Genomic DNA, 23785 nt, shown 5'->3' with positions numbered 1-23785 from the left:
ATTTTTCGCGGGCTTTTTCGTGGCGGAATGATTCTCTCGTTGGGACAAGCTATCGTGAGAATGTGCGCTACAGTCGCAGCGGGATACCGGAGGAAAAGCATGGATTTCATGAAGCTGTTGAAGTCTCTTGAAGAGCTTCTTTACGAGGTCGTGTCCTGGCTGATCTTCTATCCGCTGACGATCCGGCGTTCGCTCGTCAACCCGCTTTACATGATGCGCTATGCCGATGAGGAACTGGCAGACAAGCCGCAGGACCAGTATGACGATATGCTGAGCCCGCCACTTTTCCTGCTTCTGACGCTGTTGCTGGCCCAGTCGATATCCCACGCGATCCCATCGCTCTACGACGATTCCACGCTGCCGCCGATTCTGTCGTCAACCGCCAATCTGCTGATTGCACGCGGCGTGATCTTTAGCGTGCTGCCTCTGGTGATGGCCGTGACGCTGGTCAGACGCAAGAAAATCAGGTTGACGCGGGAAACACTGCGACCGCCGTTTTATAGCCAGTGCTATGTGGCGGCGCTCTTTGTCTTGGTGGCCGGCATTGGCCTCGATCTCATGCTTATCCCGCATCAGGCGGGGCTCACGACAGGCGCCATCCTGTTTGCGGCAGCCGTCACATGGTATGGTCAGGCTGAGGTGCGATGGTTCAAACGCGATCTGCATATCACCACGGCCGCGAGCATCGGTTTGTTCGTGACACGGTTCCTGGTTGCACTCATCGTCATCCTGGTGGTAGCCCTTGCCCTCGGATTGACCCTGAAAAGCTGGAAGTGAGGGCCCATGCGGCTTTGTCCCAGGCCGTCGGATGTCTTGATCAGGAAGCGCCGCTGCCAGTGGGATACCGACTTGCCAGAAGCTCCAGCACCAGCCGCGCGCCTGCTTCGCCGGGCGCCACGACCGTCGACAACCTGTCCCAGACCACTGCAAAACCTTCGAGCATGGCCCGCCGCTGCGGCGTGTCGAAGGACAGGCATTCGGCCCAGCGGCAGAGATAACCTGGGCGCACCATGTCGTTGATATGCTCCGGAATGACCGGCTGGTCGGCAATCAGGTTCGGCAGCGCCGCCGACCATATCTTTATACGGTTCGCCATCATGCGGATCAGGAAATCCGTCTTGTAAATGGACACGGTCGGCACGCCGCAGAGCGCCAGTTCCAGCGTGACGGTGCCGGATGCGGCAATGGCGGCATCGGCTTGGGCAAAGGCCTGCCATTTATCGGGTGCGCCGATGGTGATCTCCGGCTTGACCGCCCAGTCGGCAACGAGGCTGCGCACCAGCGCCTCCTGGCGGGGCACGGTCGGCAGCAGGAGGCGCAGCCTGTCATGGCGCGCGGCAAGCAGTGCTGCGGTATCTTTAAGGGCTGGCATCAGCGCACGGATTTCAGTCCCGCGCGAGCCGGGCAACAGGAGAATTGTTTTCTGCGTGTCTCCTGCCGGCACCGAGGAGCTCAGGCGCCGCGTCTCGCGCACCGATACCACATTGGCATCAGCCGTCAGCCTGTGGCCGATGAAGTCGGTCTTCGGCCCTCCGAGGCGCCGCATCGCCTCCGGTTCGAAGGGCAGAACTGCCAGCACCTGGTCGACATAGTCCAGCATCTGCGTGGCGCGATATTCCTTCCAGGCCCACACGCTTGGGCACACATAATCCACCACCGGCAGATCCGGCAGGACCTTTCGCACACGCTTTGCCACCCGATGGGTAAAATCGGGACTGTCGATGATCAGCAGCACATCGGGTCGTGCGGCGATGATGGCATCGGATGCCTGCTTCAGCCTTTTGATCATCAGCGGCAGGCGTTTCAGAACCTGCGTGAGCCCCATGATCGACAGATCGGAAAAATCGAAGATCGACGCAAGGCCTTCGGCCTCCAGCGCCTCGCCGCCGACGCCGACCAGTTCCACCGGCCCCGGATAGGCGCGTTTCAGTTGTGCAATCAGGTCAGCGCCCAACAGATCGCCCGAGACTTCGCCGGCCACCACCGCCACTTTCAGCCTGCGCTTGCTCATCTTATTCCCTGTCCCGGAAGGCCCGCATCGATGCCGCACACGAAGACGCCGGCCTCATCGGCAAGCGCCAGCATTTCCTGCTTGTCGAGCACCAGCGCCCGCCCCGCTTCCACGGCAATGCCGCCGAGGCCAGCCGCAATAACAGAGCGAATCGTCGAGGGCCCGATGGTGGGAAGGTCGGCGCGCACATCCTGCTGCGGCTTGCAGAGTTTTACCAGCACGCCGCGACGCCTGGCGGAAATCCGGCCCTCGCCGCGCAACTCCGCCACTCGCAGCAACATGCGGTCGGTGCCTTCGACGCCCTCCAGCGCAACAATCCGCCCGCCGACGCTCACGGCGCCCTGCCCGACATCGAGTTCGCCAAGCAGCCGTGCGGCCGTCGCAGCGGTCTGAATATCCCCCTCGTCGTCTCCCGTCGGATGGTGGCGGGTCATGACGCCGGTGTCGGCCAGAAGTGCGGGCACGATATCATGCACGCCCACCACCTGGCAGCCCATGCCCTCGAACAGGCCGATCACCATCTGTAGAACCGTGTCGTCACCCCCCGACAGCAGCGTCTTGACCACATGCGGCACCTGGATCAGCGTGCGCCAGGTCGGGTGGATATCGCGCCACTCCGGGCGCCGGCGCACGGCACCGGACATCACGACCCGGCGAACACCCTTTTCCCGTACCAGCTTTTCGATGCGTGCCAGATCCCCCACGCCGGCGATGGCATGGTCGAAGGAAGAGAAATCGCGGTCGGTTTCGTTCTTCAGGCAGATGACGAACGGCTCGTCGCCGGCCGCACGCGCGGCTTCTGCGACATAGAGAGGCAGAAAGCCGCCGCCGGCGATGATGGCAAGCCGTCCCGCCCGGTCTCGAACCGAAACCGGCACCACCGTCTCAGGCCTTGCCGCGATGGGGCGAGGAAATGGCCCGGTCACTGTCGACACCGATGAAATCGATGATTTCCAGTGCTTCCCTGCAATCGAGATAATCGTCGCGAAGGGCGGCCGCCTTGGCGCGGATCGAGCCCTCGCCTTCAAAAATGTCCTTGAAGACGCGGCGCACGCGGTGAATGACGGCGCGATCGATGCCAGCGCGCGTCATGCCGACCACGTTCAGGCCGCCGAGAAGTCCCGGATTGCCGTTGAGCATGCCGTAGGGAATAACGTCGTAATTGACGGCCGAAAGGCCGCCGACAAAGGCCTGGCGGCCGATGCGGGTGAACTGGTGAACGGCCGCCCCGCCGCCCAGAATGACGCGGTCTTCCACCTTCACGTGGCCGGCCAGCATCACATTGTTGGACATGATGATATGATTGCCGAGCTGGCAATCATGCGCCACATGGGAATTGGCCAGAAACAGACAGTTGTTGCCGACGACCGTCGTGCCGCCGCCATCCACCGTCCCGGTGTTCATGGTCACACCTTCGCGCATGGTGCAGTTGTCGCCCACGAAGAGCGTGGTTTCCTCGCCAGCGTGATGCACGCTCTGAGGATCGCCCCCGATGACGGCCATCGGAAAAATGCGGGAACCGCGACCGATCACCGTGCGACCGGTCACCACCGCATGCGAGACAAGCTCGACGCCCTCACCCAGCACCACTTTCGGGCCGACCTGGCAAAACGGCCCGACGACGACATTTTCGCCGATGACCGCGCCATCTTCGACAACGGCCATCTTGTGAATGCGGGCGCTGGCGGCGATCGTGCTCATGCCGCGTCCTTCGGGCGGATCATTGCCCCGATATCGGCCTCGGCCACCAGAACGCCATCGACCTTGGCATCACAATGGAATTTCCAGATATTGCCGCGCTGCTTCTGCTTGACGACATGGAATTCGACGCGGTCGCCCGGCACGACGGGCTTGCGGAAACGGGCATTGTCGATCGTCATGAAGTAGACGAGATTGCCGGTTTCGCCCTGCTTGCGCGCGCAGATCGCGCCGGCCGTCTGCGCCATCGCCTCGATCAGAAGCACGCCCGGCATGATCGGCCGTTCGGGAAAATGGCCGGCGAAATGCGGCTCATTGGCCGTCACATTCTTGATGCCGATCGCGCTCAGGTCACCATCGATGTCGATGATGCGGTCAACCAGCAGGAACGGATACCGGTGAGGCAGCAGCTTCATGATTTCCAGGATATCCACGGAATCAAGCACGACCTGTTCCTGATCAGCCATTCCTCTCTCCTCTTTTCTTTGCGCGCTCATCCGAACGCGTCATGATCTCGGCGAGGTCACGCAGGAAATCGGGCATCGGGCGGGCTGGAATGCCGCCATATCGAGCCCCTGCGGGGATGGAAGCGACAACGCCGCTCATCGCCGCAATCTGCACGCCGTCGCCGATCGTGATATGTCCATTGACGCCCGACGCGCCGCCGATCTGCACGCCGTCGCCGATTTTCGTCGAGCCCGCTATACCAGTCCCGCTGGCGATGGCGCAATGGCGGCCGATCTTTACATTGTGGGCAATCTGCACCTGATTGTCGATCTTGGTGCCCTCACCGATCACCGTATCGTCCATGGCGCCGCGGTCGACCGTCGTATTGGCGCCGAGCTCGACATTGTCCTGGATGATGACGCGGCCAATCTGCACGATCTTCAGCATGCCGGCAGGACCGGGCGCAAAGCCGAATCCGTCCTGACCGATGCGTGCGCCGTTATGAATGATCACGCCATTGCCGACGAGTGCGCAGATCACCGAGGCGCCGGCGGCAATCGAGCAGTTGCGCCCGATGCGCACATCCGCGCCGATCACGGCACCGGCGCAAATGCGGGTGCCCCCGCCGATTTCGGCATTTGCTCCGATCACGGCCATAGGCTCTACGGTCACGCCCTCTTCCAGGCGCGCCGTCGGATCGATGTACGCGGCAGGCGAAATGCCGCTTCCGGAGACGGTTGCCGGCGATTGCATCGCCTTGGGATGCAACAGCGACCCGGCCCGCGCAAACGCGGCGTGCGGCTTTGCCGTCAGGAGAACCGGAATATGGGCAGGGATAGCCGAGCGCAGCGCTTCATCGCACAGTATGGCGGATGCCCGGCAGGTTTCGAGTTCGGCACGGTGCTTGCGCGACAGAATATAGCAGACGTCGCCCTCGCCCGCCCGCCAGACCGGAGAGACGGAGCGGACGAGCCGCTCCGACTGTGTCGGGTCGAGAAGTTCCGCCCCAAGATGCGCTGCCAAGTCACCCAGGCTTACGCCATCATGCGGCGGAAAGAAGTCGTTCTTGTCCATCAGCCATTGCTCCAGAACAGTTTAAAGTCCGCGGTTCTGGATGCAGAAGATCAGAACTGGTTTGCCATGCTGAAGCGGAAGCGCTGCTCTTCGTCGTAGTCTTCCTTGGCAACAGGCACGGCGTAATCGAAGCGGAGTGCACCAAACGGCGAAGCCCAGGTGATGCCGGCGCCGACCGATGCACGGATGGAACTGTCGGTTCCATTGACCGTACCGCTCGTGACCGGAACATCGTTGCCGTACAGCGAACCGGCGTCTGCGAACAAGGCTGCGCGCAGGCCGAAATCTTCCGGCACAGCCGGCATCGGCATGGTCACTTCCGCCGAAGCGTTGAAGTAGGTGGTGCCGCCGATGGCATCTTCACCAACACGCGGACCGATACCATCGTTCTTGAAGCCGCGTACCTGGCGTCCGCCGAAGGTGAACTGGTCGAAGACGTGCAGGTTGTCGCCCGTCGACATCACATGACCCGCACCGACCGACAGCTGGCCGATAATGTCCAGCTCATCCGACAGGAGGTGGAAGTAGCGGGCACGACCGTAGATCTTGTAGAACTCCGAATCGCCGCCGAGGCCGGCATATTCATGCGTGACGGTTGCGTAGATGCCTTCGCGCGGCAGCGTCTTGTCGTCCAGCGTGTTGTAGGTCAGCGTCTGCGAGACCGACGACTGGTCGTAAGTTCCGCCGCGAACCAGATCCTGGAACGGCTGCGACAGGTTGGTCTGCCAGTCATCCGTGCCCTCGTATTTGATTTCCTTGTAGGTGTAGCGGAAGGTCGTCGCCAGATTTTCCGTGATCGGCGCCGTAACGCGCAGGGTGATGCCCTGTTCGTTATAGTCGTAATAGTCGTTCGACGACGTCTGGCTCTTGAACAGGTCAAAACCGGCCGCCAGGCGATAACCGAGGAAATAGGGCTCGGTGAAGTTCAAGGAATAGGTGCGGGCGTTATCGAGGCCGCCACCGGCTGCCACGCGGATGTACTGGCCGCGTCCGAGGAAGTTCTTTTCCTCGATGGAGGCTTCCAGCACGACGCCATCATTGCCCGCATAGCCGGCACCGATACCGAACGAACCGGTCGGCTGATCCTCGACATCCACCACGATCACGACGCGATCGCCAGACGAACCCGGCTGCGTGGTGATGTTGACCTTGGTGAAATAGCCCAGCGCTTCCAGGCGGCGCTTGGCGCGCGTGATCATCGTCTGGTTGAAGGCATCGCCTTCGCTGATGTCGAATTCGCGACGGATGACGTAGTCGCGGGTGCGGGTGTTGCCGCGAATGTCGATCCGCTCGACATAGGCGCGCTCGCCCTGGTCGACCAGGTAGGACAGGCCGATCGTGCTGGTCTGGAAGTTGCGGTCGCCGCGCGGAGTGACGCGGGCAAACGGATAGCCGGCTTCAGCAACCTTCTTGGAGATGGCTTCCATCGACTTCTGGACGTCGCTCGCCTTGTAGACATCGCCGGACTTCGTCTGCACGAGACCCTGCAGGTCCGCACCATTGATGCCGTCGACCGTCGATTCGACGGAGACATTGCCGAACGTGTAGCGCGGGCCTTCCTCGACCGTGAATGTCAGCGTGTATTCGTTCTTCGCTTCGTTGAGAACGGCATCGGACGACACGATCCGGAAATCCGGATAACCGTGGTTGTAGTAGAACTGGCGCAGCGCTTCTTCATCAGCGCGCAGCTTGTCGTCGGTGAAGACGTCCTTGCGGGTCAGGAAGGACAGCGGACCGGATTCCTTCGTCACCAGCACGTCGTGCAGGCGGCGGCTGCCATAGGCCTGGTTGCCGATGAACTTGATGTCGGCGATCTTGGTGCGATCACCTTCGTTGATGACGAAGGCAATGTTGACGCGGCCCTGGCCGACCGGAACCACCTGCGTGGTGATCTGAACGTCGCCGCGGCCGATGACCTTATAGGCTTCCTTCAGGCGCGCGATGTCTGCCGTGACCAGCGCTTCGCTATAGGGGCCGAGCGGCTGCGTGTTGACGATGCCCTGCAGCTTGTCGTCCTTGATCTTGCGGTTGCCGTTGAACACCACCTGGTTGACCAGCTGGCTTTCATTGACCGTCACCACGAGGGTCGAACCGGAGACTGCGATCTTGACGTCGGAAAAATAACCGGTGGCGTAAAGACGCTTCACCGATTCATCGATATCGGAATTGGAGAAATTGACGCCTGGGCGGATCGTCAGGTTGGAGCGAACAGCTTCCTGCCCGGACCGCTGCGCACCACGCACCTCGACACGCTGAATGGTCGCAGCCTGCGCAGACAAAGGCGAGCTCAGAACGACTACACCTGCACCCGACGCAGCAACACCAGCAGACAGCGCAAACGCCGAGACTGCGTTCAAAAACTTTGAACCAGCTTTCATTTTCAATTCTTACCTTTTTCCGTTGTCCTCGGCGGGGGGAACCCCGACTCCGGCCACGTGTGTCGTTTTACCTGCTTTTGCCCTACAAGCAAGGTATCCCGTTAATTTCTATTTACTTCCTTTAAAGGCGTGACCCAATCGCCACGGCTTTTTTCGATTAGGGTAAACAGTTGGTTTACAACCGACTTTGTCAACCAATCAAATTACTGATATCATTCCAGGTTGCAAACACCATCAGGCTCAGCACCATGGCCAAACCGATGCGAAATGCAACCTCCTGCGCGCCGGCGCCCAGTGGTTTTCCCCGGATCGCCTCGATGGCGTAGAAGACCAGATGCCCGCCGTCGAGCACGGGCACCGGCATGAGGTTCAAAAGGCCGATCGACACCGACAGGACCGCCGCCAGCTGAATGACGGCCGAAATGCCAAGCGAAGCCATCTGGCCGGATGCCTGCGCCACCCTGACCGGCCCACCCAGTTGGTCCGCCTTCATGCGGCCGGTCACCAGGTTGCCGATGTAATGGAAGGTGCCGGTGATGATGTTGCCGGTTTCCGCTATGCCCTCACCCACGGCCTCGAGCGGCGAATAGGTGATGTGGCGGAAGTTGCCGCTCTGCTCGTTGGTGACGATGCCGATCAGGCCCATTTCGACCTTGTTGCCGAACTGGTCGGTAATATCGGTGCGCTTCGGCACCATCGGCAGATCGATGCTTTTTCCCTGGCGCTCGACCGTCACCACGATCGGCGTTTCCGGGCGGATGCTGACATAGCGGCGCACATCGTCGAAGGTGCGGATGGCGGTTCCGTCCAGCGCCACCAGACGGTCGCCCGGCAGGACGCCGGCTTCCGAAGCCGCACTGTCGGGGCGCACCTCGGCGACGACCGGGTCGGAGATCATGCGGCCATAGACGCCGAACAGCACGGCGAAGATCGCAATGGCGAGGATGAAATTGGCAATCGGGCCGGCGGCAACCGTTGCGGCGCGCTTCCAGAGAGCGGCTCCCGCCAGCGTCTGTGCGCGCTCGGCCGGGCTCAGCTGTGCAAGATTTTCCGAATCGGGGCGGCTTGAGGCATCCTCGTCACCAAAAAATTTCACGTAGCCGCCGAGCGGCACCAGCGACAGCTTCCAGCGAGTGCCATGGCGGTCGGTGAAGCCTACGAGTTCCGGGCCGAAGCCGATCGAAAAGGCGGTGACGCGAATGCCGCTCCAGCGACCGACGAGATAGTGGCCCATCTCGTGCACGAAGACGAGCAGCGACAGCACCAGCACGAAGGGGATGATGTAGCCGGTAAGAAAACCGAGGATTGCCATCTGTTGATCCACTTCCCTCTATGCGGCCTTCAAAGACCGAACAGGAACGCTGCCACGGAGGTACCACCTTCTTCGGACCATGCCGCATGCATGATTGCAAGAAGAAATGCCGCAAAGCCGGCAAAAACGAGACCGTCAACCCGGTCCATCACGCCGCCATGGCCGGGGATAAGGTGGCTTGAGTCCTTTACGCCGAAGCGGCGCTTGATGAAGCTTTCGAAAAGATCGCCCACCTGGCTTGCCACAGACAGGCTGAAAGCAAGGATGGCGGTGCGCAGCGAAAGGCTCGGGAAAAAGGCCAGCGACACAAGGCAGCCGGCGGCAATGCCCGACACCGTTCCTCCGATGGCGCCCGACCAGGTTTTTCCGGGTGATATGCGCGGCGCAAGCTTTGGGCCGCGCAGGGCGCGCCCGACGAAATAGGCCAGGATATCGGTTGCCCAGACGACGGCAAAGACGAACAGCATGGCCACGAAGCCCGGTTCGTCGGCGCCGCGGATGGCAGCAAGCGATATGCCGCTGAAGGCCGAATAGGCAATGCCGGCGGGAAGCCAGCCGGATCCACCCCTCACCGCAATCAAGAGGATAGCCGTCAGGGTGAAGCCACCGGCGAGCGGTACCCCCATCCCCTCGTCGCCAACGACCAGGTTGACGGCGACCGACACGACGGCGAGCCAGCCCAGTGCATTGCCGCGAAAATCCACTTCCGAAAGCCGCGTCATGCGCGACCATTCGTAGTAGACGAGGACGGCGATGAGCGCCGAGAAGCTGCGGAAGGAGACCCCGCCTGCCCATGTCGCGATCAACGTGACCGCCATCATGACAATGCCGGAGAGAATGCGCCGTCTGAGTTCGACCGACATCAGCCAGCCACCGCAGCGGGTGTGGCGGCCGCGAGGCCACCAAAGCGCCGGTTGCGGGCCGAAAAGGTCCGAAGAGCCGCATAAAACAGGTCGCGGTCGAAGTCTGGCCAGTATTGTGGCACGAAGACGAATTCGGAATAGGCCGCCTGCCAGAGCAGGAAGTTCGACAGGCGCTCTTCACCGCTGGTGCGGATGATGAGATCGGGATCGGGAATGCCGGCGGTATCGAGATTCGCGGCAATAAGATCCTGCGTCACGTCCGACGCTTTCAAACGTCCGGCCTCCACCTCGGCCGACAGACGCTTCACCGCGCGCGTCATCTCGTCACGCGCGCCGTAATTGAAGGCGATGATCAGCGTCAGGCCCGTATTGTTGCAGGTGGTCTCTTCCGCCTCAAGCAGAAGCGGCAGGATATCGCCCTGCAGGCCGTCGCGCTCGCCGATGATGCGGATGCGCACGTTGGAGCGATGGAGTTCGGCAAGATCGCGCCGGATGAAGCGGCGCAACAGCCCCATCAGCACCGACACCTCGTCCTGCGGCCGGCTCCAGTTTTCCGAGGAAAATGCAAACAGGGTGAGGAATTCGATGCCCACGTCACCCGCCGCCTCCACGGTGCGCCGCACCGCTTCCACGCCCTTGCTGTGGCCGATGGTGCGCGGCAGGCCGCGTTCATTCGCCCAGCGTCCGTTGCCGTCCATGATGATGGCAACATGTCTGGGTATAGAGGGCAGCTCACCTTGCACCATGGAACATCCACTCGCTTCAACGTTGAAAACAGTCAATCAGCAGGTCTTTATACCTGCATGATCTCCTTTTCCTTGTCGCCAAGCAAACGATCGACATCGGAAATCGTATCGTCAGTCATTTTTTGCACACGCTCCGACTGCGCGCGGCTGTCATCCTGACCGATCGTGCCGTCTTTTTCCGCCTTTTTCAGCGAATCCATGCCGTCGCGGCGCACGTGACGGATGGCGACCTTGGCCTTTTCTGCATAGTCATGTGCCACCTTGACAAGCGACTTGCGGCGCTCTTCGTTGAGTTCCGGCAGCGGAATGCGCAGGTTCTGACCGTCCATGATCGGGTTGAGGCCGAGATTGGCCTCGCGGATGGCGCGGTCGACGGCGTTCACCATCGACTTGTCCCAGACGGAGATGCCGAGCATGCGTGGTTCCGGCACGGTCACGTTCGCCACCTGGTTGAGCGGCACGCGCGAGCCATAGGCCTCGACCACCACCGGATCGAGAATGTTGGCAGACGCACGGCCGGTGCGCAGCGATGCGATATCGTTCTTGAAGGCCGAAATGGCGCCGTCCATGCGCCGCTTGATATCGTTGAGGTCGATGGCTCCGCTCATCTTCTACTCCGTTCTCTCAGGATTTTTGGGCAACAGCGTGCGCCAAAAGGCCTTTAGTTGTCTGTCACGATGGTCTTGAGACCACCGCCGGTCAAGATCTCTCCGAAGCCGCCCTTCTCGTGGATCGAGAAGACGATGATCGGAATGGAATTTTCGCGCGCAAGGGCAACGGCTGCGACGTCCATGACAGCGAGGCCCTTTTCGAGCACTTCGCTGTGGGTCAGCTTGTCGAAGCGGGTGGCGGTCGGGTCCTTCTTGGGATCGGCCGAATAGATGCCGTCGACCTGGGTGCCCTTGAAAATGGCTTCGGCGCCGATTTCAGCGGCCCGCAGCGCACCGGCCGAGTCGGTCGTGAAGAAGGGATTGCCGGTTCCGCCGGCAAAGATCACCACGCGGCCCTGGGACATGTGGTGCAGCGCCTGGCGCTGCGAGAAGCTTTCGCAGATTTCCGGCATGGCAATGGCCGACAGCACGACCGTATCGATGTCGAGCTTGCGCAGCGAGGTACCGAGTGCGAGCGCATTGATCACGGTTGCCAGCATGCCCATGTGGTCGCCGGTCACCCGGTCGCCGCCCTTGGAGGCAACGGCGACGCCACGGAAAATATTGCCGCCGCCAACGACGATGCCGACCTCGACGCCCATCCGGCGCGCCTCGGCGATATCGGAGGCAATGCGGTCGGCAACGGTAACGTCGATGCCAAAGCCCTGGCTCCCCATCAGGGCCTCGCCGGAGACCTTCAGGAGCACACGTTTGTAGACGGGATTGGAGGATGACATGGAAACTCCTTCGAGGATCGCACCGAGTGCCGGATACACGAAGGGCGCCGCGTTGTCACGCGACGCCCTGACGCTATCCCAATATTTCAGGAAGCGGATATCAACGCTTGACGGTTGCAGCCACTTCGGCCGCAAAATCCGTTTCTTCCTTTTCGACACCTTCGCCGAGAAGCAGGCGCACCATGCCGGTGATCTCGATCGGCGCACCGACGTCCTTTTCGGCTTCCTTCAGGGCAGCCGCAACGGTGAGGTCAGGGTTGATGACGAAGGACTGCGACAGAAGTGCGACTTCCTCGAAGAACTTGCGCATGCGGCCTTCCACCATCTTTTCGATGATGTTTTCCGGCTTGCCCGATTCGCGCGACTGCTCGATGAAGACGTTGCGCTCGCGCTCGGCAACCGCTGCGTCCACTTCCTCGGCGCGGACGGCAAGCGGGCTGGTGGCGGCCACGTGCATGGCGACCTGACGGCCGATTGCCGTCAGCGCTTCCTTGTTGCCGGTCGACTTCAGCGCGACGAGAACGCCGAGCTTGCCGAGGCCGTCAGCGGCAGCATTGTGCACGTAGGTGGCCACGACGCCATCTTCGACGGACAGCTTGGCGGAGCGACGCAGGGACATGTTTTCGCCGATGGTGGCGATGGCGTCCTTGATCGTCTCGGAAACGGACTTGCCGGTTGCCGGGTAGCTGGCGTCCGAAATGGCAGCGACGGAACCGTCGGTCGACAGGGCAACCGAAGCAATGCCGCGCACCAGATCCTGGAAGGCGTCGTTGCGGGCAACGAAGTCGGTTTCCGAGTTCAGCTCGACGACCACGGCGCTGGTGCCGGACGACGCAATGCCGACGAGGCCTTCAGCGGCGGTGCGGCCCGACTTCTTGTCGGCCTTGGCAATGCCCTTGGCGCGCAGCCAGTCGATCGCGGCTTCCATGTCGCCAGCGGTCTCGGCGAGCGCCTTCTTGCAGTCCATCATGCCTGCGCCGGTCTTTTCGCGCAGTTCCTTCACCATTGCGGCTGTGATTTCGCTCATGTTTGCCTCTTGTCCAATCTGGGGATGCGCCTGCCGGAGTTTCACGGCCGGCGCCCGTTGGGGCACGAATGTACCCGGAAATATGACAGCGTGATGAATGGTCGTCCGCGCAGTTTCACGGCAACAGTGGCAGAACAGGTTCCGCCGGCGCAGGACGCCTGGAGTGGAGACCGCCCTTCGGCGATCTCCCGTATTTCACGACCCGGCACCGACGGCCGGATCGTTTGACGCCTTCAATCAGGCTTCGGCAGCTTCGTCCGAGAGAGCCGGCTCGATCGGAGCTTCGGCAGCAGCGCCGATGTCGCGACCGGAAGCGCCCTGCTGGCGAGCGATACCGTCGATGGCAGCGCGGGCAACCAGGTCGCAGTAGAGAGCGATGGCGCGCGATGCGTCGTCGTTACCCGGGATCGGGTAGTCGATGAGGTCCGGATCGCAGTTCGAGTCGATGATGGCAACGACCGGGATGCCGAGGCGCTTGGCTTCGTCGATCGCGATCTTTTCCTTGTTGGTGTCGATGATGAACATCAGGTCCGGAGTGCCGCCCATGTCGCGGATACCGCCGAGAGCCTTTTCAAGCTTTTCGCGTTCGCGCTCGAGGTTGAGGCGTTCCTTCTTGGTGAAGCCCGAAGCTTCCGAAGCCAGGATCTCGTCGAGCTTGCGCAGGCGCTGGATCGAGTTCGAAATGGTCTTCCAGTTGGTCATCATGCCGCCGAGCCAGCGGGAGTTGACGTAGTACTGGGCCGAACGCTTCGCCGAATCGGCGATCAGTTCGGAAGCCTGGCGCTTGGTGCCGACGAACAGAACGCGGCCGCCACGGGCAACGGTGTCCGAAATGACCTGCAGGGCGCGCGACAGCATCGGAACGGACTGAGCCAGGTCGATGATGTGGATGTTGTTACGATCGCCGAAGATGTACGGCTTCATCTTCGGGTTCCAGCGGTGCGTCTGGTGACCGAAGTGAACGCCAGCTTCCAGAAGCTGACGCATGCTGAAATCAGGCAATGCCATGCCTTTTTCTCCTTGTTTCCGGTTTAACCCCCGCGAAACGAACAGCCGCCCGGAAGGGCAGGCCACCGGCGGAACGGACCGGATTTCTCCCGGCCAATCCCAAGTTTCGCGTGTGGAATGGTGGTGCGCATAACGGTGTTTCGGCCCAAATGCAAGCGCTTGCCGTGAAAAAGCGCCGCAAGGGCTGTGTCACGCCGTAGACGAGGGCCGGTGAGGCTCAAGGATCAGCGGCAGGTCTCGGGCGCCTTGTCCAGAAGTTCAAGCTTCGAGAGCGTGCCCGACAGGACGAAGTCGCCGTAATCCATCGTGAGATCGCGGGTGATGCCGTTCGCATAGAGCTTGAAGGACATGCGGTAGATCGGCAGCGAATCGGCCTTCTGGTCTTCGTTGAAATAGGCGATCGTCACCGGCCAGTAGGGCTCCTTGCCGAATTCGCCAGCACTTGCGGCATCCGCATCATCCGGTTTCGGCATCTGCTGCGTGCCCACCACCGTGGTCGTCAGCAGGCTCTGGTCGCCGTTTTCGGAGCCATCGAAAAGGCGGGCCTCGAAAAAGCGCTTGCCCTCGCGGGCATGATCTATGACCTCCAGCATGTGTTCGGTCGGAAATTGCGCCGGCGTCAGGTCCACTTCCCGCCGGTCAGGCTTGGCGAGCGCCACCTTGATGCCGCCGTCGCGGTCGCTGGCCTCGCCGGTCACCTGCTTGTCCAGCTGCTCGTCGGTGAAGGATTTCGTGTCGAAACGGAACTCGCCGGACGATGCGTTTTCAAACGTCGTGGTCTGCTGGTCGGTGACCCGCATCTCCTCGCCGGTATCGACGCGGGTGACGAAGCGGAAATTGGTGGTGAAGCCGGAACAGACATTGCCGGTGAATTCGTAGACCATGCGCCCGTACATGCCCTCGATGCCCGAGCGGTCGGAGACATCCTTCAGCTTCAGGTCATAGATGGCGCGGTGGGGTATCAACGCGCGCGCGCCCTCCATGCCCGCCTGGGCGGGGCTCACGGCGGCAAGCGTGCTGCCTGCCAGAAGGATCGCTGCAAAGCTCTGCTGCAACATCCACAATCTCCTATGGGACTCGACGCGCGATGTTATAAGAACGCCATCGAGTGATGCTTAGCGTCATGTGTGACGGAATCGAGTCAATTTTACAATCAAACCGGAGAATGAAATGTCGGATGCGATCGAAGCCCGCCTGAAGGAGATGGGGATCAGCTTGCCGGTGGCGGCCGCGCCTGCCGCCAATTATGTTCCCTATACGCAAAGTGGAACCACGCTCTACATTTCCGGCCAGCTGCCGATGGAGGCCGGCAAAGTGGCTGTAACCGGCCTTGTGGGCGCAGATGTCGATGTTTCGACCGCCCAGCGCGCGGCCGAACTCTGCGCAATCAATATTCTGGCGCAGGTCAAGGCGGCCCTTGGCGGCGATCTCGGCCGCGTGCGCCGCGTTCTGAAGCTCAATGGCTTCATCGCATCGGCTCCGGGATTTGTCGAACAACATGTCGTGATGAACGGCGCCTCCAACCTCATCGCCAATGTGCTGGGCGAGGCCGGCAAGCATGCGCGCGCTGCCGTCGGCATGGCTGCCCTGCCCTTCAACGCCGCCGTCGAGGTGGATGCCATCCTGGAAGTCGAAGTCAGCACGGATGCTACAGCATGAGCGCCGATCTCACCTGGCTGAAGGAAACCCCGGTCGCGCATCGCGGCTATCACGACATGAACAAGGCGGTGTGGGAAAATACGCTTTCGGCCTTTTCCCGGGCCGTCGAAGCGGGCTTTGCCATCGAATGCGACATCCAGCTGTCGGCCGACAGCGTGCCGATGGTGTTTCACGATCATGACCTGCAGCGGCTCTGCGGCATTGCCGGTGAAGTGCGCGAGCGCATGGCCAACGAGCTGCAGGCACTCTCCGTCGGCGGCACCAATGACCGCATTCCGACGCTGAAGCAGATGCTCGCCCTCGTCAAAGGACAGGTGCCTATCGTCATCGAACTGAAGGGCATTGATGCCGAGCAGGACGACGGGTTCATCGAAAGCGTTCTGGAGGTGCTCGAAGCCTATGAGGGGCCGCTGGCGCTGATGAGCTTCGATTATCATCTCCTGCGCGCGCTGAAGGCGGCACACTGCCCCTACCCGGTCGGCCTCACCGCCATGGGCACGAAACCCGAAGAATTCTTCGCTCATGACGAGGCCATGCAACTGGGGCTCGATTTCATCTCCTACCACTATGCCGACCTGCCTAACAGTTTCGTCAGCGGCCAGCGCGCCCGTGGCGTGACGGTGATTACCTGGACGGTGAGGGATGAAAATGCCCGCGCCCATACCTATACTCATGCGGACCAGATGACCTTCGAGGGTTTCGACCCGCGAGAAAGCAAAGCCTCTGCCGCATGAGCCAGACCGTCACTCTCCGCGTCGAAAAGTCCTTCACCGCGATCAGCCCCGATAGCTGGTCGCAGCTGTCGGGAACACGGCGCGGGGGTGATACGCCCTACAACCCCTTCCTCTCGCATGCCTATCTGTCATCGCTGGAGGACTCCGGCTCGGCGACTGCGAAGACCGGCTGGCTCGGCCACCATCTCCTCATGGAAGATGCAGACGGGCGGCTGATCGGCGCCGTCCCCGGTTACCTCAAGAACCACAGCCAGGGCGAATATGTCTTCGACCACGGCTGGGCGGATGCGTTCGAGCGCGCCGGCGGGGCGTATTATCCCAAGCTGCAATGCGCCATCCCGTTTACGCCTGCCACCGGCCCGCGGCTGCTGGTGAGAGAGGGCGACGATCCGGAAAGCTTGCGCCAGACACTGGCCGCCGGCCTTGCCGAAGTGACGCGCCAGCTTGGTATTTCGTCAGCCCATGTCACCTTCCTGCGCGAAAGCGAACTGCCGGCCTTCGAAGAGGCGGGCTTCCTCCACCGCATGGACCAGCAGTTCCATTTCATCAATGACGGCTATGAGAACCACGAGGCGTTTCTCGCCAGGCTCTCCTCCTCCAAGCGCAAGAACCTGCGCAAGGAGCGCCGCGCAGCGATCGAAAACGGCATCGAGATCGACTGGCTGACCGGCAAGGACCTGACGGAAGCGATCTGGGACCAGTTCTTTGCCTTCTACATGGATACCGGCAGCCGCAAATGGGGAAAGCCTTACCTCACGCGGGCGTTCTATTCGCTGATCGGCGAGCGCATGGCCGACGACATCCTGCTTGTGATGGCACGCCGCGACGGGCGCTATGTGGCGGGTGCCATCAATTTCATCGGCGAGGAGGCGCTGTTCGGCCGCCACTGGGGCTGTATCGAGGACCACCCCTTCCTGCATTTCGAGGTCTGCTATCACCAAGCGATCGATTTTGCGCTCGCCAAGGGCCTGAAGCGTGTCGAGGCCGGCGCGCAGGGGGAACACAAGCTGGCGCGCGGCTACCTGCCCGTCACCACCCATTCCGCCCATTACATCGCCCATCCCGGCCTTCGTCGCGCCATCGGCGATTATCTGAAGCGGGAGCGCCGCGAGGTGGAATATGCCGGCGAATACTTGACCGAGCACAGTCCTTTCCGCAAGGGAGAGCGGCAAGAGGACGATTGATAAAAGACCATCAGGGAGCACCCGCCATGACCGGCCAGATCTACGACGAAAACAACATCTTTGCGAAAATCCTGAAGGGCGAGATCCCCTCCCACAAGGTCTATGAGGACGAGCATACGCTGGCCTTCATGGATGTGATGCCGCAGGCGCCGGGCCATCTTCTGGTCATCCCGAAACAGGGCTCGCGCAATCTGCTGGATGCCGATCCGGCCGTTCTTGCCGCGGTGATGCCCGTGGTGCAGAAGCTCGCTGTTGCGGCAAAGGAAGCCTTTGAGGCCGATGGCGTCTTTATCGCCCAGTTCAACGAGCCGGCTGCCGGCCAGACCGTGTTCCACCTGCATTTCCATGTGATCCCGCGCCATGAACGACAGCCGTTGAAGCCGCATACCGGCCAGATGGAAGACGGCGCGGTGCTGGCGCAAAACGCCCAGAAGATTCGCGAGGCGCTTTAAGCCGCTCGGGTAAATCCTCGCGAAAACGTCAATATTAGCGACCTGCGCTGCGCACGCCCGCCTCATAGGCAAGCCTTGCCCAGCGCGTCATCTCGTCGGGATCGTCGAAGGCTTCCTCGGGAATGGACCAGTAGGGCATCAGCACCGGCTTGCCGGTCTTGCCCTCATAGGTCCACTGTCGTGCGCCGGCCTGTTTAAATTTTGGCGCGCTTTCGGCATCCGCCTTCAGCATCAACTCGCCCCGCAGGTCGATGGCGAAGATAACGCCGTGGTGGTAGATGCCCTTGCCGCCGAACATGCGCCGGATGGTAATGGCACCGAGCCCGGAAAACAGATCTTCGATATCGGGCGTGTCCATCCTATCCTCGCAACAGGCCGCCGGCTGCTATCACCGCGTCCGGCGTATCCACATCGATATGGGCGGCTTCCCCGATCTCCACGTCGATGATCGGCAAGCCGCAGGTTTCAATCACGTGGCGGGCACCGACATCGCCCTGAAGAGCCATCAGCTCGCCGAAGGTGGCGCGCGGCAGGATGACCGGATTGCCGCGCTTGCCGCCGGCGACCGCCCGCACGATGGCGCGTCCTTCCGCCTTGCGGAACGCGTCCTGCAGCGTCTGCAGATCGTGCGCGGACACCGCCGGCATGTCGGCGAGAAGCACCATCACGCCCGACACGTCCGACAGCGCGGATGAGGCAAGGCCGGCCTTGATCGAGCTTGCCATGCCGCTTGCGTAATCGGGATTGTCCACCAGCGTGAGGTCAAGCCCGCTCAGCGCCTGCGCAACCTCGGCGCCTCGGTGGCCTGTCACAACGACGAGCGGTGCAGGCACCTGCTCCTCGCCCCGATTGTCCGGTTGCCCATCGGCATCATGAGAAGCCGCAGCGGCAAGCGCCCGCTCGGCCACGCGGCGCACCAGCGGCACGCCATCGAATTCGGCCAGCAGCTTGTGGCCGGCGTCACCCATCCGGCTTGCGCGGCCAGCGGCAAGCAGCAGGGCCCCGATGACCAGCGCCCTGCCCTTGTTGGCGGCAAGCTCGCGGGGCTGCGGGCGGCCTGGAATTTCCATCAGTAATCCTCCCACTCCAAGCGCCGTCAGGTCTTCCGCCCGTGGGCGCTCGCCCGACAGGATCCGGTTCAGCACCCAGTCGAAGCCGTTTTCCTTGGGCGAGCGGGCGCATCCCGGCGCGCCGATCAGCGCCACATCGCCCTGATAGCCGAGCACCAGGAGATTGCCCGGATCGACCGGCAGACCCACCTGCTCCACCGTGGCGCCGGCAAGCCGCATGGCCTCAGGCAGCACGTCCTCGCCATCGCAAACGGCAGAGGCGCCGAACAGGATGACCATGTGGGGCGCGCCGTTCTCCGGCCTGGTCAGCGCTCTGCGCACCGCTGCCGCCACCGCATCTGCCCGATGCGGCACGCGCTCCTCGCGGATGATGACGCTGCCGGAGGGCGCAAGCCTACGCGACAGGAGGTCTTTGGTCTTGTCCAGCACGGAGGTTTTCAGCACCGGCAGTTCCGTCTGTATGAGTGTGACGGCAAAGGGCCGGTAGGGCGCGACCGAGACGGCCTTACCCTTCGCAGCCACGGATTTGGCAGCCTCCACCTTGTCGCCCGCCACGGCGAGCGGAATGATTTTCACCGTTGCCACCATATCGCCGGCTGCAACCGGGGCCCGGTCGGCCAGACAGGCGAGCGTGATGGCCGGATCGACCCGGTTGAACCGGTCGATCAGGTCGCGATCAGCGCGAAACAACCCGTTTCGCAGCGCGTAGATATTCACCCGGCCCGTGCTTGCCGGCGAAAGCCGAACGTCGCCGCTCTCCAGACAGGCCGCAAGCTGTCCGGCGGCCACATCCTCCGTCAGGTCGCCCGGCTGAAGCCGTGCCACCACCACCTCGGACAGGCCAGCCTGCTTGAGGAGCGCGATATCCTGCACCGAAAGGATCGTCCCTTTGGACACGCGGCCGCCCGGATAGCCCACGCTGTGGGCGAGGATCGCCCCCTGCGCCTCGTCAATCGGCACCGACCCAAAGATCATGTCGCACCGCCCGACAGCGACCGGCGCCGGAACGCCGCGACGATCTGAGCCAGGATCGCCAGCGCAATTTCTTCCGGGCTCGAGGCGCCGATATCGAGCCCGATCGGGGCGTGGATCTTGTCGATCTGCGCCTGCGTCACGCCGCTCTCCAGAAGCCGCTCGACGCGGCGCCCATGGGTCTTGCGGCTGCCAAGCGCGCCCACATAGAAACAGCCGCAGCGCAGTGCTTCGGCCAGGGCAAAATCATCGATCTTCGGGTCGTGGGTGACGGCTGCCACCGCCGTGTAGGGGTCAAGCAACCGCTCCTTCAGCACGTCCTCCGGCCAATCGGCGACGAGATCGACGCCCTCGAAACGCTCCGGCGTGGCAAAGGCCGTGCGCGGATCGATGATGGTGAGGTCATAGCCGACAACCGGCGCCAGCCGCGCCAGGCCTTGCGTGATATGCACCGCCCCGATCGCGACGATCCGCGGCGGCGGCAGGTGCACGTTGAAGAACAGCGGCCGGCCGTCGATGTCGATCAGCCCGGATTTTCCGCTGCGGAACACTTTTTCCGCCGCCTCGGCAAGCTGTGCCGGCACCGGCTGCCCTTCCACCAACACCTCTGTCTCGCCGGAGGCCGGATCGGTGATCAGGATGACGGCCTTGCGGGACCGTCGTGCGGCATTCAGCTCTGCCAGATGATCGAGCCGCATCAGTTGAGTTTCTCCACATAGACGCGGATGCGCCCGCCGCACGAGAGGCCGACCCGCCAGGCAGTTTCATCCGCGACGCCGAAGTCCAGCATCTTTGGTGCGCCCGAGGTGATGACGTCCAGCGCTTCGGTGATGACCGCACCCTCGACGCAGCCACCCGAGACGGAGCCCTCGAAATTGCCCTCGCCGTCGATCACCAGATGGCTGCCGGCCGGGCGTGGCGCCGAGCCCCAGGTTTCCATCACGGTGGCAATGGCGACCGAGCGGCCTTCGCGGGCCCAGGTTTCTGCGGTAACAAGCGGATCCAGCATGATGGTCATGCGACAGCCCTTTCCTTGAAACGGCGGTCGCGCGCGCCTGCCGTCGCCTTGCCCGACAGCGCCTGCGCCAGATCCGCCAGCGAATTCAGATTATGCACGGGGCGAAACTCGTCCACATGCGGCAGCATGGCCCGCACACCGCGGGCGCGGGGCTCGAAACCCTCAAAACGCAACAGCGGGTTGAGCCAGATCAGCCGGCGACACGAGCGGTGCAGCCGATCGATCTCGATCTCCAGCTCCGTTACGCCGTCCCGCTCCAGCCCGTCGGTGATCAAGAGGACGACGGCGCCACCGCCCAGCACTCGGCGACCCCAGAGACGGTTGAAGGTTTTCAGCGTCTCGCCGATGCGCGTTCCGCCCGACCAGTCGTTGACGGACCGGGTGCAGGCATCGAGCGCCTCGTCCGGATCCCTTTGACGTAAGCTGCGCGTGACATTGGTCAAGCGGGTGCCGAACAGAAAGACATGCGTGCGCCGCCGTTTTTCCATCAGCGCATGAGCAAAATGCAGAAAGATGCGGCTGTACTGGCTCATCGAGCCGGAAATATCGGCAAGCACCACCAGCGGCGGCTCCTGCCTTTGCAGCCGGCGGAATTTCGGCAGCATGATATCGCCGCCGCTGCGCATCGCCTGCCGCAGCGTGGCGCGTGGATCAATGCGGCCGGGATGGTTTGCCGCCTGGAACCGGCGTGTCACGACCTCGTCGAGCGGCAGCACGAGCTTTGCCATTTCGAGGCGCGCGGCCGCTAGTTCCGCGGCAGACATCTGGGCAAAATCGGTGCGCCGCAAGACTTCCGAGGCGGATGCCGTAAAGCGCGCATCGGCCTCCACCTGCGGCGGCGCCTGCGGTTTTTGCGGGCGCGCCTGTTCTGCGACCAGGCTGTCGCCAACACGCGACGCGGCCGGCTTCGGCTTCTCCGCCTCGCGCTGCTCGGCGATTTTCGGCGACATCATCTGGATCATCTTTTCGACCAGATCGCGCTTGCGGAAGAACAGGCGGAACGCCTCATCGAACACGGCCATGTCCTCGCGCCGCTTGACGAAGACGGCGGCAAGCGCTGCCCGAAATTCTTCTCGCGCGCCAATACCCACGGCCTCTGCCGCCGCCACCGCATCAAGCGTTGCCTGCGGCGAGGTCTTGAGGCCGGCGCGGCGCAGAACCCGGGAGAAATAGAGAATGTTTTCGGCAAGCCGTCCCTCCGGGTCGGTGCCGCTGCCTTCTCGCAAATCTTCGCCGTGGCCCGTCATCATCGCCCTATCCCGCCGCCAGCAGGTCCGCTTTGACTTCGGCCAGCAACGCACCACCCTCGCCGCCGCGAATGCGCGCAATATCGTCCTGGTATTTGAGGAGCGTCCCAAGCGTGTCGGAAATCGTCTCCGGATCGAGCGCCAGCCGGTCAAGCTCGGTGAGTGCCGTTGCCCAGTCGATGGTTTCGGCAATGCCGGGGTTCTTGAAGAGATCCACCGTGCGAAGCTTCTGCACATAGGCCACCACCTGGCGCGACAGCGCTTCACCGGCCTGCGGCACCTTGCGCTTCAGGATCGCCAGTTCCTGCGCGGCATCGGGATAATCCACCCAGTGGTAGAGGCAGCGCCGCTTCAGCGCGTCGTGGATTTCGCGCGTGCGGTTGGTGGTGATGATGACGATCGGCGGCTCGGCCGCCCTGATCGTGCCAAGCTCCGGGATCGTCACCTGAAAATCGGAGAGCACTTCCAGAAGGAAGGCCTCGAAGGCTTCGTCGGTGCGGTCCAGTTCGTCGATGAGGAAGACGGGCGCCGCTTCGCCCTGGCGCGCCAGAGCCTGCAGCACCGGCCGGCGGATCAGGTGGCGTTCGGAATAAAGATTGGCTTCCAGCCGCTCGCGGTCTTCAAGACCGGACGCCTCCGAAAGCCGGATGTCGAGCATCTGCGCCGGATAGTTCCATTCATAGACGGCCGAGGCGACATCCAGCCCTTCATAGCATTGCAGACGGATCAGCGGCCGGTTGAGGCCTTTTGCCAGCGCCTTGGCGATCTCTGTCTTGCCGACGCCCGCCTCGCCTTCCAGAAACAGCGGCCGCTGCATGCGAAGCGCCAGAAAGATCACCGTCGCAAGACCCCGCCCGGCAAGATAATCCTGTTCTCTGAGCAAGGTAATGGTTTCATCGATCGATGCCGGAGGCCGGCGCGCATCCTGATCTGTCATGACTTCCCCCCGTTTCGGTGAGACTACAGCGCGTGAAATGCGCGGTCCAGATAAATGAGGGGCGGATTGGGCGGGCCGAAATGCATCGCCACCACCTGCCCGAACAGAACCAGATGGGTCGCCATCCGGCGGATTTCGAGGAGCGTGCAATCGAAGGAGACGAGCGCATCGGATAGCACCGGCGCGCCGGTTTCAAGCACCGTCCACTCCGCCAGCGCAAACCGCTCCTCCACCGGCAGCCGATCAAAGCCCGCAAGCGCCTTGGCAAGAGCCTGATGATGCCCCGCCAGCGCATTCAGCGCAAAGATGCCGCTCCGTTCGAAGAGCGCATTGCTGGCATTGCCGGCATTGAGGCAGACCAGAACGATGGCCGGATCGTCCGACACCGAACAGGCAGCCGTTGCCGTCACGCCGCGCCGGACGCCCTGCCACTCGGTGGTGACGGCCTGCACATGGCCGGCATAGCGCGCCATGCCGTTGCGATAGAGAGCCGGATCGACAGGCTGCCGCAGGGATTGCGCGTGTTCTGGTGTGTCGGAAACAGTCACGCGGTTCCTCCCC

Annotated in this window: 26 protein-coding genes; 5 read left to right on the top strand and 21 right to left on the bottom strand. The window is 62.6% G+C overall.

All coding sequences use genetic code 11. The features are described from left to right. The first annotated feature begins 99 nt into the window (after positions 1–99). Positions 100–777 (top strand): permease, encoded by a 678-nt coding sequence (locus J2858_RS11665; protein ID WP_245365730.1) that lies wholly within the window; start codon positions 100–102, stop codon positions 775–777. Between the two features lie 40 nt (positions 778–817). On the opposite strand, the gene lpxB is transcribed toward J2858_RS11665, so the two are convergent. The 14 genes from lpxB to J2858_RS11595 form a co-directional block, all read right to left on the bottom strand. Continuing rightward, positions 818–2011, bottom strand: coding sequence for a lipid-A-disaccharide synthase (lpxB, locus tag J2858_RS11660; RefSeq protein WP_210104976.1), 1194 nt, complete (start codon positions 2009–2011; stop codon positions 818–820). Then, on the bottom strand, positions 2008–2889 hold the full coding sequence (locus J2858_RS11655; RefSeq protein ID WP_210105235.1) for an LpxI family protein: 882 nt from the start codon (positions 2887–2889) through the stop codon (positions 2008–2010). Before J2858_RS11655 ends, lpxB begins: the two co-directional genes overlap by 4 nt. Positions 2890–2896: 7 nt before the next feature. Beyond that, complete coding sequence (gene lpxA / locus J2858_RS11650; protein ID WP_210104975.1) at positions 2897–3712, bottom strand: acyl-ACP--UDP-N-acetylglucosamine O-acyltransferase; 816 nt, start codon at positions 3710–3712, stop codon at positions 2897–2899. Continuing rightward, the gene (gene fabZ, locus J2858_RS11645; protein ID WP_210104974.1) at positions 3709–4176 is read right to left on the bottom strand and encodes a 3-hydroxyacyl-ACP dehydratase FabZ; all 468 of its coding nucleotides are present in this window, start codon (positions 4174–4176) and stop codon (positions 3709–3711) included. The genes lpxA and fabZ overlap by 4 nt, the downstream gene beginning before the upstream one ends. Beyond that, complete coding sequence (lpxD, locus tag J2858_RS11640; RefSeq protein ID WP_210104973.1) at positions 4169–5230, bottom strand: UDP-3-O-(3-hydroxymyristoyl)glucosamine N-acyltransferase; 1062 nt, start codon at positions 5228–5230, stop codon at positions 4169–4171. Before lpxD ends, fabZ begins: the two co-directional genes overlap by 8 nt. A 50-nt stretch (positions 5231–5280) precedes the next feature. Then, a complete protein-coding gene (gene bamA / locus J2858_RS11635) occupies positions 5281–7608 on the bottom strand; it encodes an outer membrane protein assembly factor BamA (RefSeq protein WP_210104972.1) in 2328 nt (775 codons plus the stop codon). Between the two features lie 190 nt (positions 7609–7798). Then, on the bottom strand, positions 7799–8920 hold the full coding sequence (gene rseP, locus J2858_RS11630; protein ID WP_210104971.1) for an RIP metalloprotease RseP: 1122 nt from the start codon (positions 8918–8920) through the stop codon (positions 7799–7801). 29 nt (positions 8921–8949) lie between these two features. Further along, entirely contained in the window at positions 8950–9783 is an 834-nt protein-coding gene (locus tag J2858_RS11625) for a phosphatidate cytidylyltransferase (protein WP_210104970.1), read from the bottom strand. Further along, a complete protein-coding gene (locus J2858_RS11620) occupies positions 9783–10529 on the bottom strand; it encodes an isoprenyl transferase (RefSeq protein ID WP_210104969.1) in 747 nt (248 codons plus the stop codon). Before J2858_RS11620 ends, J2858_RS11625 begins: the two co-directional genes overlap by 1 nt. A gap of 47 nt (positions 10530–10576) precedes the next feature. Further along, positions 10577–11137, bottom strand: coding sequence for a ribosome recycling factor (frr, locus tag J2858_RS11615; protein WP_210104968.1), 561 nt, complete (start codon positions 11135–11137; stop codon positions 10577–10579). A gap of 53 nt (positions 11138–11190) precedes the next feature. Then, positions 11191–11916 (bottom strand): UMP kinase, encoded by a 726-nt coding sequence (gene pyrH, locus J2858_RS11610; protein WP_210104967.1) that lies wholly within the window; start codon positions 11914–11916, stop codon positions 11191–11193. Between the two features lie 100 nt (positions 11917–12016). Further along, on the bottom strand, positions 12017–12943 hold the full coding sequence (tsf, locus tag J2858_RS11605) for a translation elongation factor Ts (protein WP_210104966.1): 927 nt from the start codon (positions 12941–12943) through the stop codon (positions 12017–12019). Positions 12944–13180: 237 nt separating this feature from the next. Further along, positions 13181–13951 carry a 30S ribosomal protein S2 gene (gene rpsB, locus J2858_RS11600; RefSeq protein WP_210104965.1) on the bottom strand — a complete coding sequence of 257 codons (771 nt, stop codon included), beginning with the start codon at positions 13949–13951 and terminating at the stop codon, positions 13181–13183. 224 nt (positions 13952–14175) lie between these two features. After that, a complete protein-coding gene (locus tag J2858_RS11595) occupies positions 14176–15009 on the bottom strand; it encodes a cell envelope integrity EipB family protein (protein WP_210104964.1) in 834 nt (277 codons plus the stop codon). Positions 15010–15121: 112 nt separating this feature from the next. Here J2858_RS11595 and J2858_RS11590 point away from each other — a divergent pair, with 112 nt between their 5' ends. Genes J2858_RS11590 through J2858_RS11575 form a run of 4 tightly spaced genes read left to right on the top strand, consistent with a single transcriptional unit; the run spans position 15122 to position 17980 of the window. After that, positions 15122–15610 carry a RidA family protein gene (locus J2858_RS11590; protein WP_210104963.1) on the top strand — a complete coding sequence of 163 codons (489 nt, stop codon included), beginning with the start codon at positions 15122–15124 and terminating at the stop codon, positions 15608–15610. Continuing rightward, on the top strand, positions 15607–16344 hold the full coding sequence (locus J2858_RS11585; RefSeq protein ID WP_210104962.1) for a glycerophosphodiester phosphodiesterase: 738 nt from the start codon (positions 15607–15609) through the stop codon (positions 16342–16344). The genes J2858_RS11590 and J2858_RS11585 overlap by 4 nt, the downstream gene beginning before the upstream one ends. Then, positions 16341–17528, top strand: a complete 1188-nt coding sequence (locus tag J2858_RS11580) for a GNAT family N-acetyltransferase (protein ID WP_210104961.1) — start codon at positions 16341–16343, stop codon at positions 17526–17528. The genes J2858_RS11585 and J2858_RS11580 overlap by 4 nt, the downstream gene beginning before the upstream one ends. Before the next feature lie 26 nt (positions 17529–17554). Further along, positions 17555–17980 (top strand): HIT family protein, encoded by a 426-nt coding sequence (locus J2858_RS11575; RefSeq protein ID WP_210104960.1) that lies wholly within the window; start codon positions 17555–17557, stop codon positions 17978–17980. 34 nt (positions 17981–18014) lie between these two features. Here J2858_RS11575 and J2858_RS11570 read toward each other — a convergent pair whose 3' ends face one another. Genes J2858_RS11570 through J2858_RS11540 form a run of 7 tightly spaced genes read right to left on the bottom strand, consistent with a single transcriptional unit; the run spans position 18015 to position 23697 of the window. Next, positions 18015–18338, bottom strand: coding sequence for a TfoX/Sxy family protein (locus J2858_RS11570; protein WP_210104959.1), 324 nt, complete (start codon positions 18336–18338; stop codon positions 18015–18017). 1 nt (position 18339) lies between these two features. Further along, entirely contained in the window at positions 18340–20025 is a 1686-nt protein-coding gene (locus tag J2858_RS11565; RefSeq protein WP_210104958.1) for an NTP transferase domain-containing protein, read from the bottom strand. Then, on the bottom strand, positions 20022–20720 hold the full coding sequence (locus J2858_RS11560) for an XdhC family protein (protein WP_210104957.1): 699 nt from the start codon (positions 20718–20720) through the stop codon (positions 20022–20024). The genes J2858_RS11565 and J2858_RS11560 overlap by 4 nt, the downstream gene beginning before the upstream one ends. Beyond that, positions 20720–21040 (bottom strand): XdhC family protein, encoded by a 321-nt coding sequence (locus tag J2858_RS11555; RefSeq protein ID WP_210104956.1) that lies wholly within the window; start codon positions 21038–21040, stop codon positions 20720–20722. The genes J2858_RS11560 and J2858_RS11555 overlap by 1 nt, the downstream gene beginning before the upstream one ends. Then, positions 21037–22290 carry a vWA domain-containing protein gene (locus tag J2858_RS11550; RefSeq protein WP_210104955.1) on the bottom strand — a complete coding sequence of 418 codons (1254 nt, stop codon included), beginning with the start codon at positions 22288–22290 and terminating at the stop codon, positions 21037–21039. Before J2858_RS11550 ends, J2858_RS11555 begins: the two co-directional genes overlap by 4 nt. A 4-nt stretch (positions 22291–22294) precedes the next feature. Next, positions 22295–23224: an AAA family ATPase gene (locus tag J2858_RS11545; protein WP_210104954.1), complete on the bottom strand. Its 930-nt coding sequence runs from the start codon at positions 23222–23224 to the stop codon at positions 22295–22297. Between the two features lie 23 nt (positions 23225–23247). Further along, complete coding sequence (locus tag J2858_RS11540) at positions 23248–23697, bottom strand: flavin reductase (protein ID WP_210105234.1); 450 nt, start codon at positions 23695–23697, stop codon at positions 23248–23250. Positions 23698–23785: the final 88 nt, after the last annotated feature.

The sequence above is a fragment of the Neorhizobium galegae genome, assembly GCF_017877135.1.
GTDB classification, from domain to species: domain Bacteria; phylum Pseudomonadota; class Alphaproteobacteria; order Rhizobiales; family Rhizobiaceae; genus Neorhizobium; species Neorhizobium galegae_A.
Note: the sequence above shows the minus strand (reverse complement) of the source record. Positions and strands in the feature narration are given on the sequence as shown.

Bases quoted from the DNA above. Each gene is read 5' to 3' on its own strand.
- J2858_RS11550 (WP_210104955.1), bottom strand. From the start codon at position 22,290: ATGATGACGGGCCACGGCGAAGATTTGCGAGAAGGCAGCGGCACCGAC.
- J2858_RS11540 (WP_210105234.1), bottom strand. From the start codon at position 23,697: ATGGCGCGCTATGCCGGCCATGTGCAGGCCGTCACCACCGAGTGGCAG.
- J2858_RS11620 (WP_210104969.1), bottom strand. From the start codon at position 10,529: ATGGTGCAAGGTGAGCTGCCCTCTATACCCAGACATGTTGCCATCATC.
- lpxB (WP_210104976.1), bottom strand. From the start codon at position 2,011: ATGAGCAAGCGCAGGCTGAAAGTGGCGGTGGTGGCCGGCGAAGTCTCG.
- J2858_RS11595 (WP_210104964.1), bottom strand. From the start codon at position 15,009: ATGTTGCAGCAGAGCTTTGCAGCGATCCTTCTGGCAGGCAGCACGCTT.
- lpxA (WP_210104975.1), bottom strand. From the start codon at position 3,712: ATGAGCACGATCGCCGCCAGCGCCCGCATTCACAAGATGGCCGTTGTC.
- J2858_RS11590 (WP_210104963.1), top strand. From the start codon at position 15,122: ATGTCGGATGCGATCGAAGCCCGCCTGAAGGAGATGGGGATCAGCTTG.
- tsf (WP_210104966.1), bottom strand. From the start codon at position 12,943: ATGAGCGAAATCACAGCCGCAATGGTGAAGGAACTGCGCGAAAAGACC.
- frr (WP_210104968.1), bottom strand. From the start codon at position 11,137: ATGAGCGGAGCCATCGACCTCAACGATATCAAGCGGCGCATGGACGGC.
- rseP (WP_210104971.1), bottom strand. From the start codon at position 8,920: ATGGCAATCCTCGGTTTTCTTACCGGCTACATCATCCCCTTCGTGCTG.
- J2858_RS11570 (WP_210104959.1), bottom strand. From the start codon at position 18,338: ATGGACACGCCCGATATCGAAGATCTGTTTTCCGGGCTCGGTGCCATT.
- J2858_RS11575 (WP_210104960.1), top strand. From the start codon at position 17,555: ATGACCGGCCAGATCTACGACGAAAACAACATCTTTGCGAAAATCCTG.
- bamA (WP_210104972.1), bottom strand. From the start codon at position 7,608: ATGAAAGCTGGTTCAAAGTTTTTGAACGCAGTCTCGGCGTTTGCGCTG.
- J2858_RS11625 (WP_210104970.1), bottom strand. From the start codon at position 9,783: ATGTCGGTCGAACTCAGACGGCGCATTCTCTCCGGCATTGTCATGATG.
- pyrH (WP_210104967.1), bottom strand. From the start codon at position 11,916: ATGTCATCCTCCAATCCCGTCTACAAACGTGTGCTCCTGAAGGTCTCC.
- J2858_RS11555 (WP_210104956.1), bottom strand. From the start codon at position 21,040: ATGACCATCATGCTGGATCCGCTTGTTACCGCAGAAACCTGGGCCCGC.
- J2858_RS11665 (WP_245365730.1), top strand. From the start codon at position 100: ATGGATTTCATGAAGCTGTTGAAGTCTCTTGAAGAGCTTCTTTACGAG.
- J2858_RS11545 (WP_210104954.1), bottom strand. From the start codon at position 23,224: ATGACAGATCAGGATGCGCGCCGGCCTCCGGCATCGATCGATGAAACC.
- J2858_RS11565 (WP_210104958.1), bottom strand. From the start codon at position 20,025: ATGATCTTTGGGTCGGTGCCGATTGACGAGGCGCAGGGGGCGATCCTC.
- J2858_RS11585 (WP_210104962.1), top strand. From the start codon at position 15,607: ATGAGCGCCGATCTCACCTGGCTGAAGGAAACCCCGGTCGCGCATCGC.
- fabZ (WP_210104974.1), bottom strand. From the start codon at position 4,176: ATGGCTGATCAGGAACAGGTCGTGCTTGATTCCGTGGATATCCTGGAA.
- J2858_RS11560 (WP_210104957.1), bottom strand. From the start codon at position 20,720: ATGCGGCTCGATCATCTGGCAGAGCTGAATGCCGCACGACGGTCCCGC.
- lpxD (WP_210104973.1), bottom strand. From the start codon at position 5,230: ATGGACAAGAACGACTTCTTTCCGCCGCATGATGGCGTAAGCCTGGGT.
- rpsB (WP_210104965.1), bottom strand. From the start codon at position 13,951: ATGGCATTGCCTGATTTCAGCATGCGTCAGCTTCTGGAAGCTGGCGTT.
- J2858_RS11580 (WP_210104961.1), top strand. From the start codon at position 16,341: ATGAGCCAGACCGTCACTCTCCGCGTCGAAAAGTCCTTCACCGCGATC.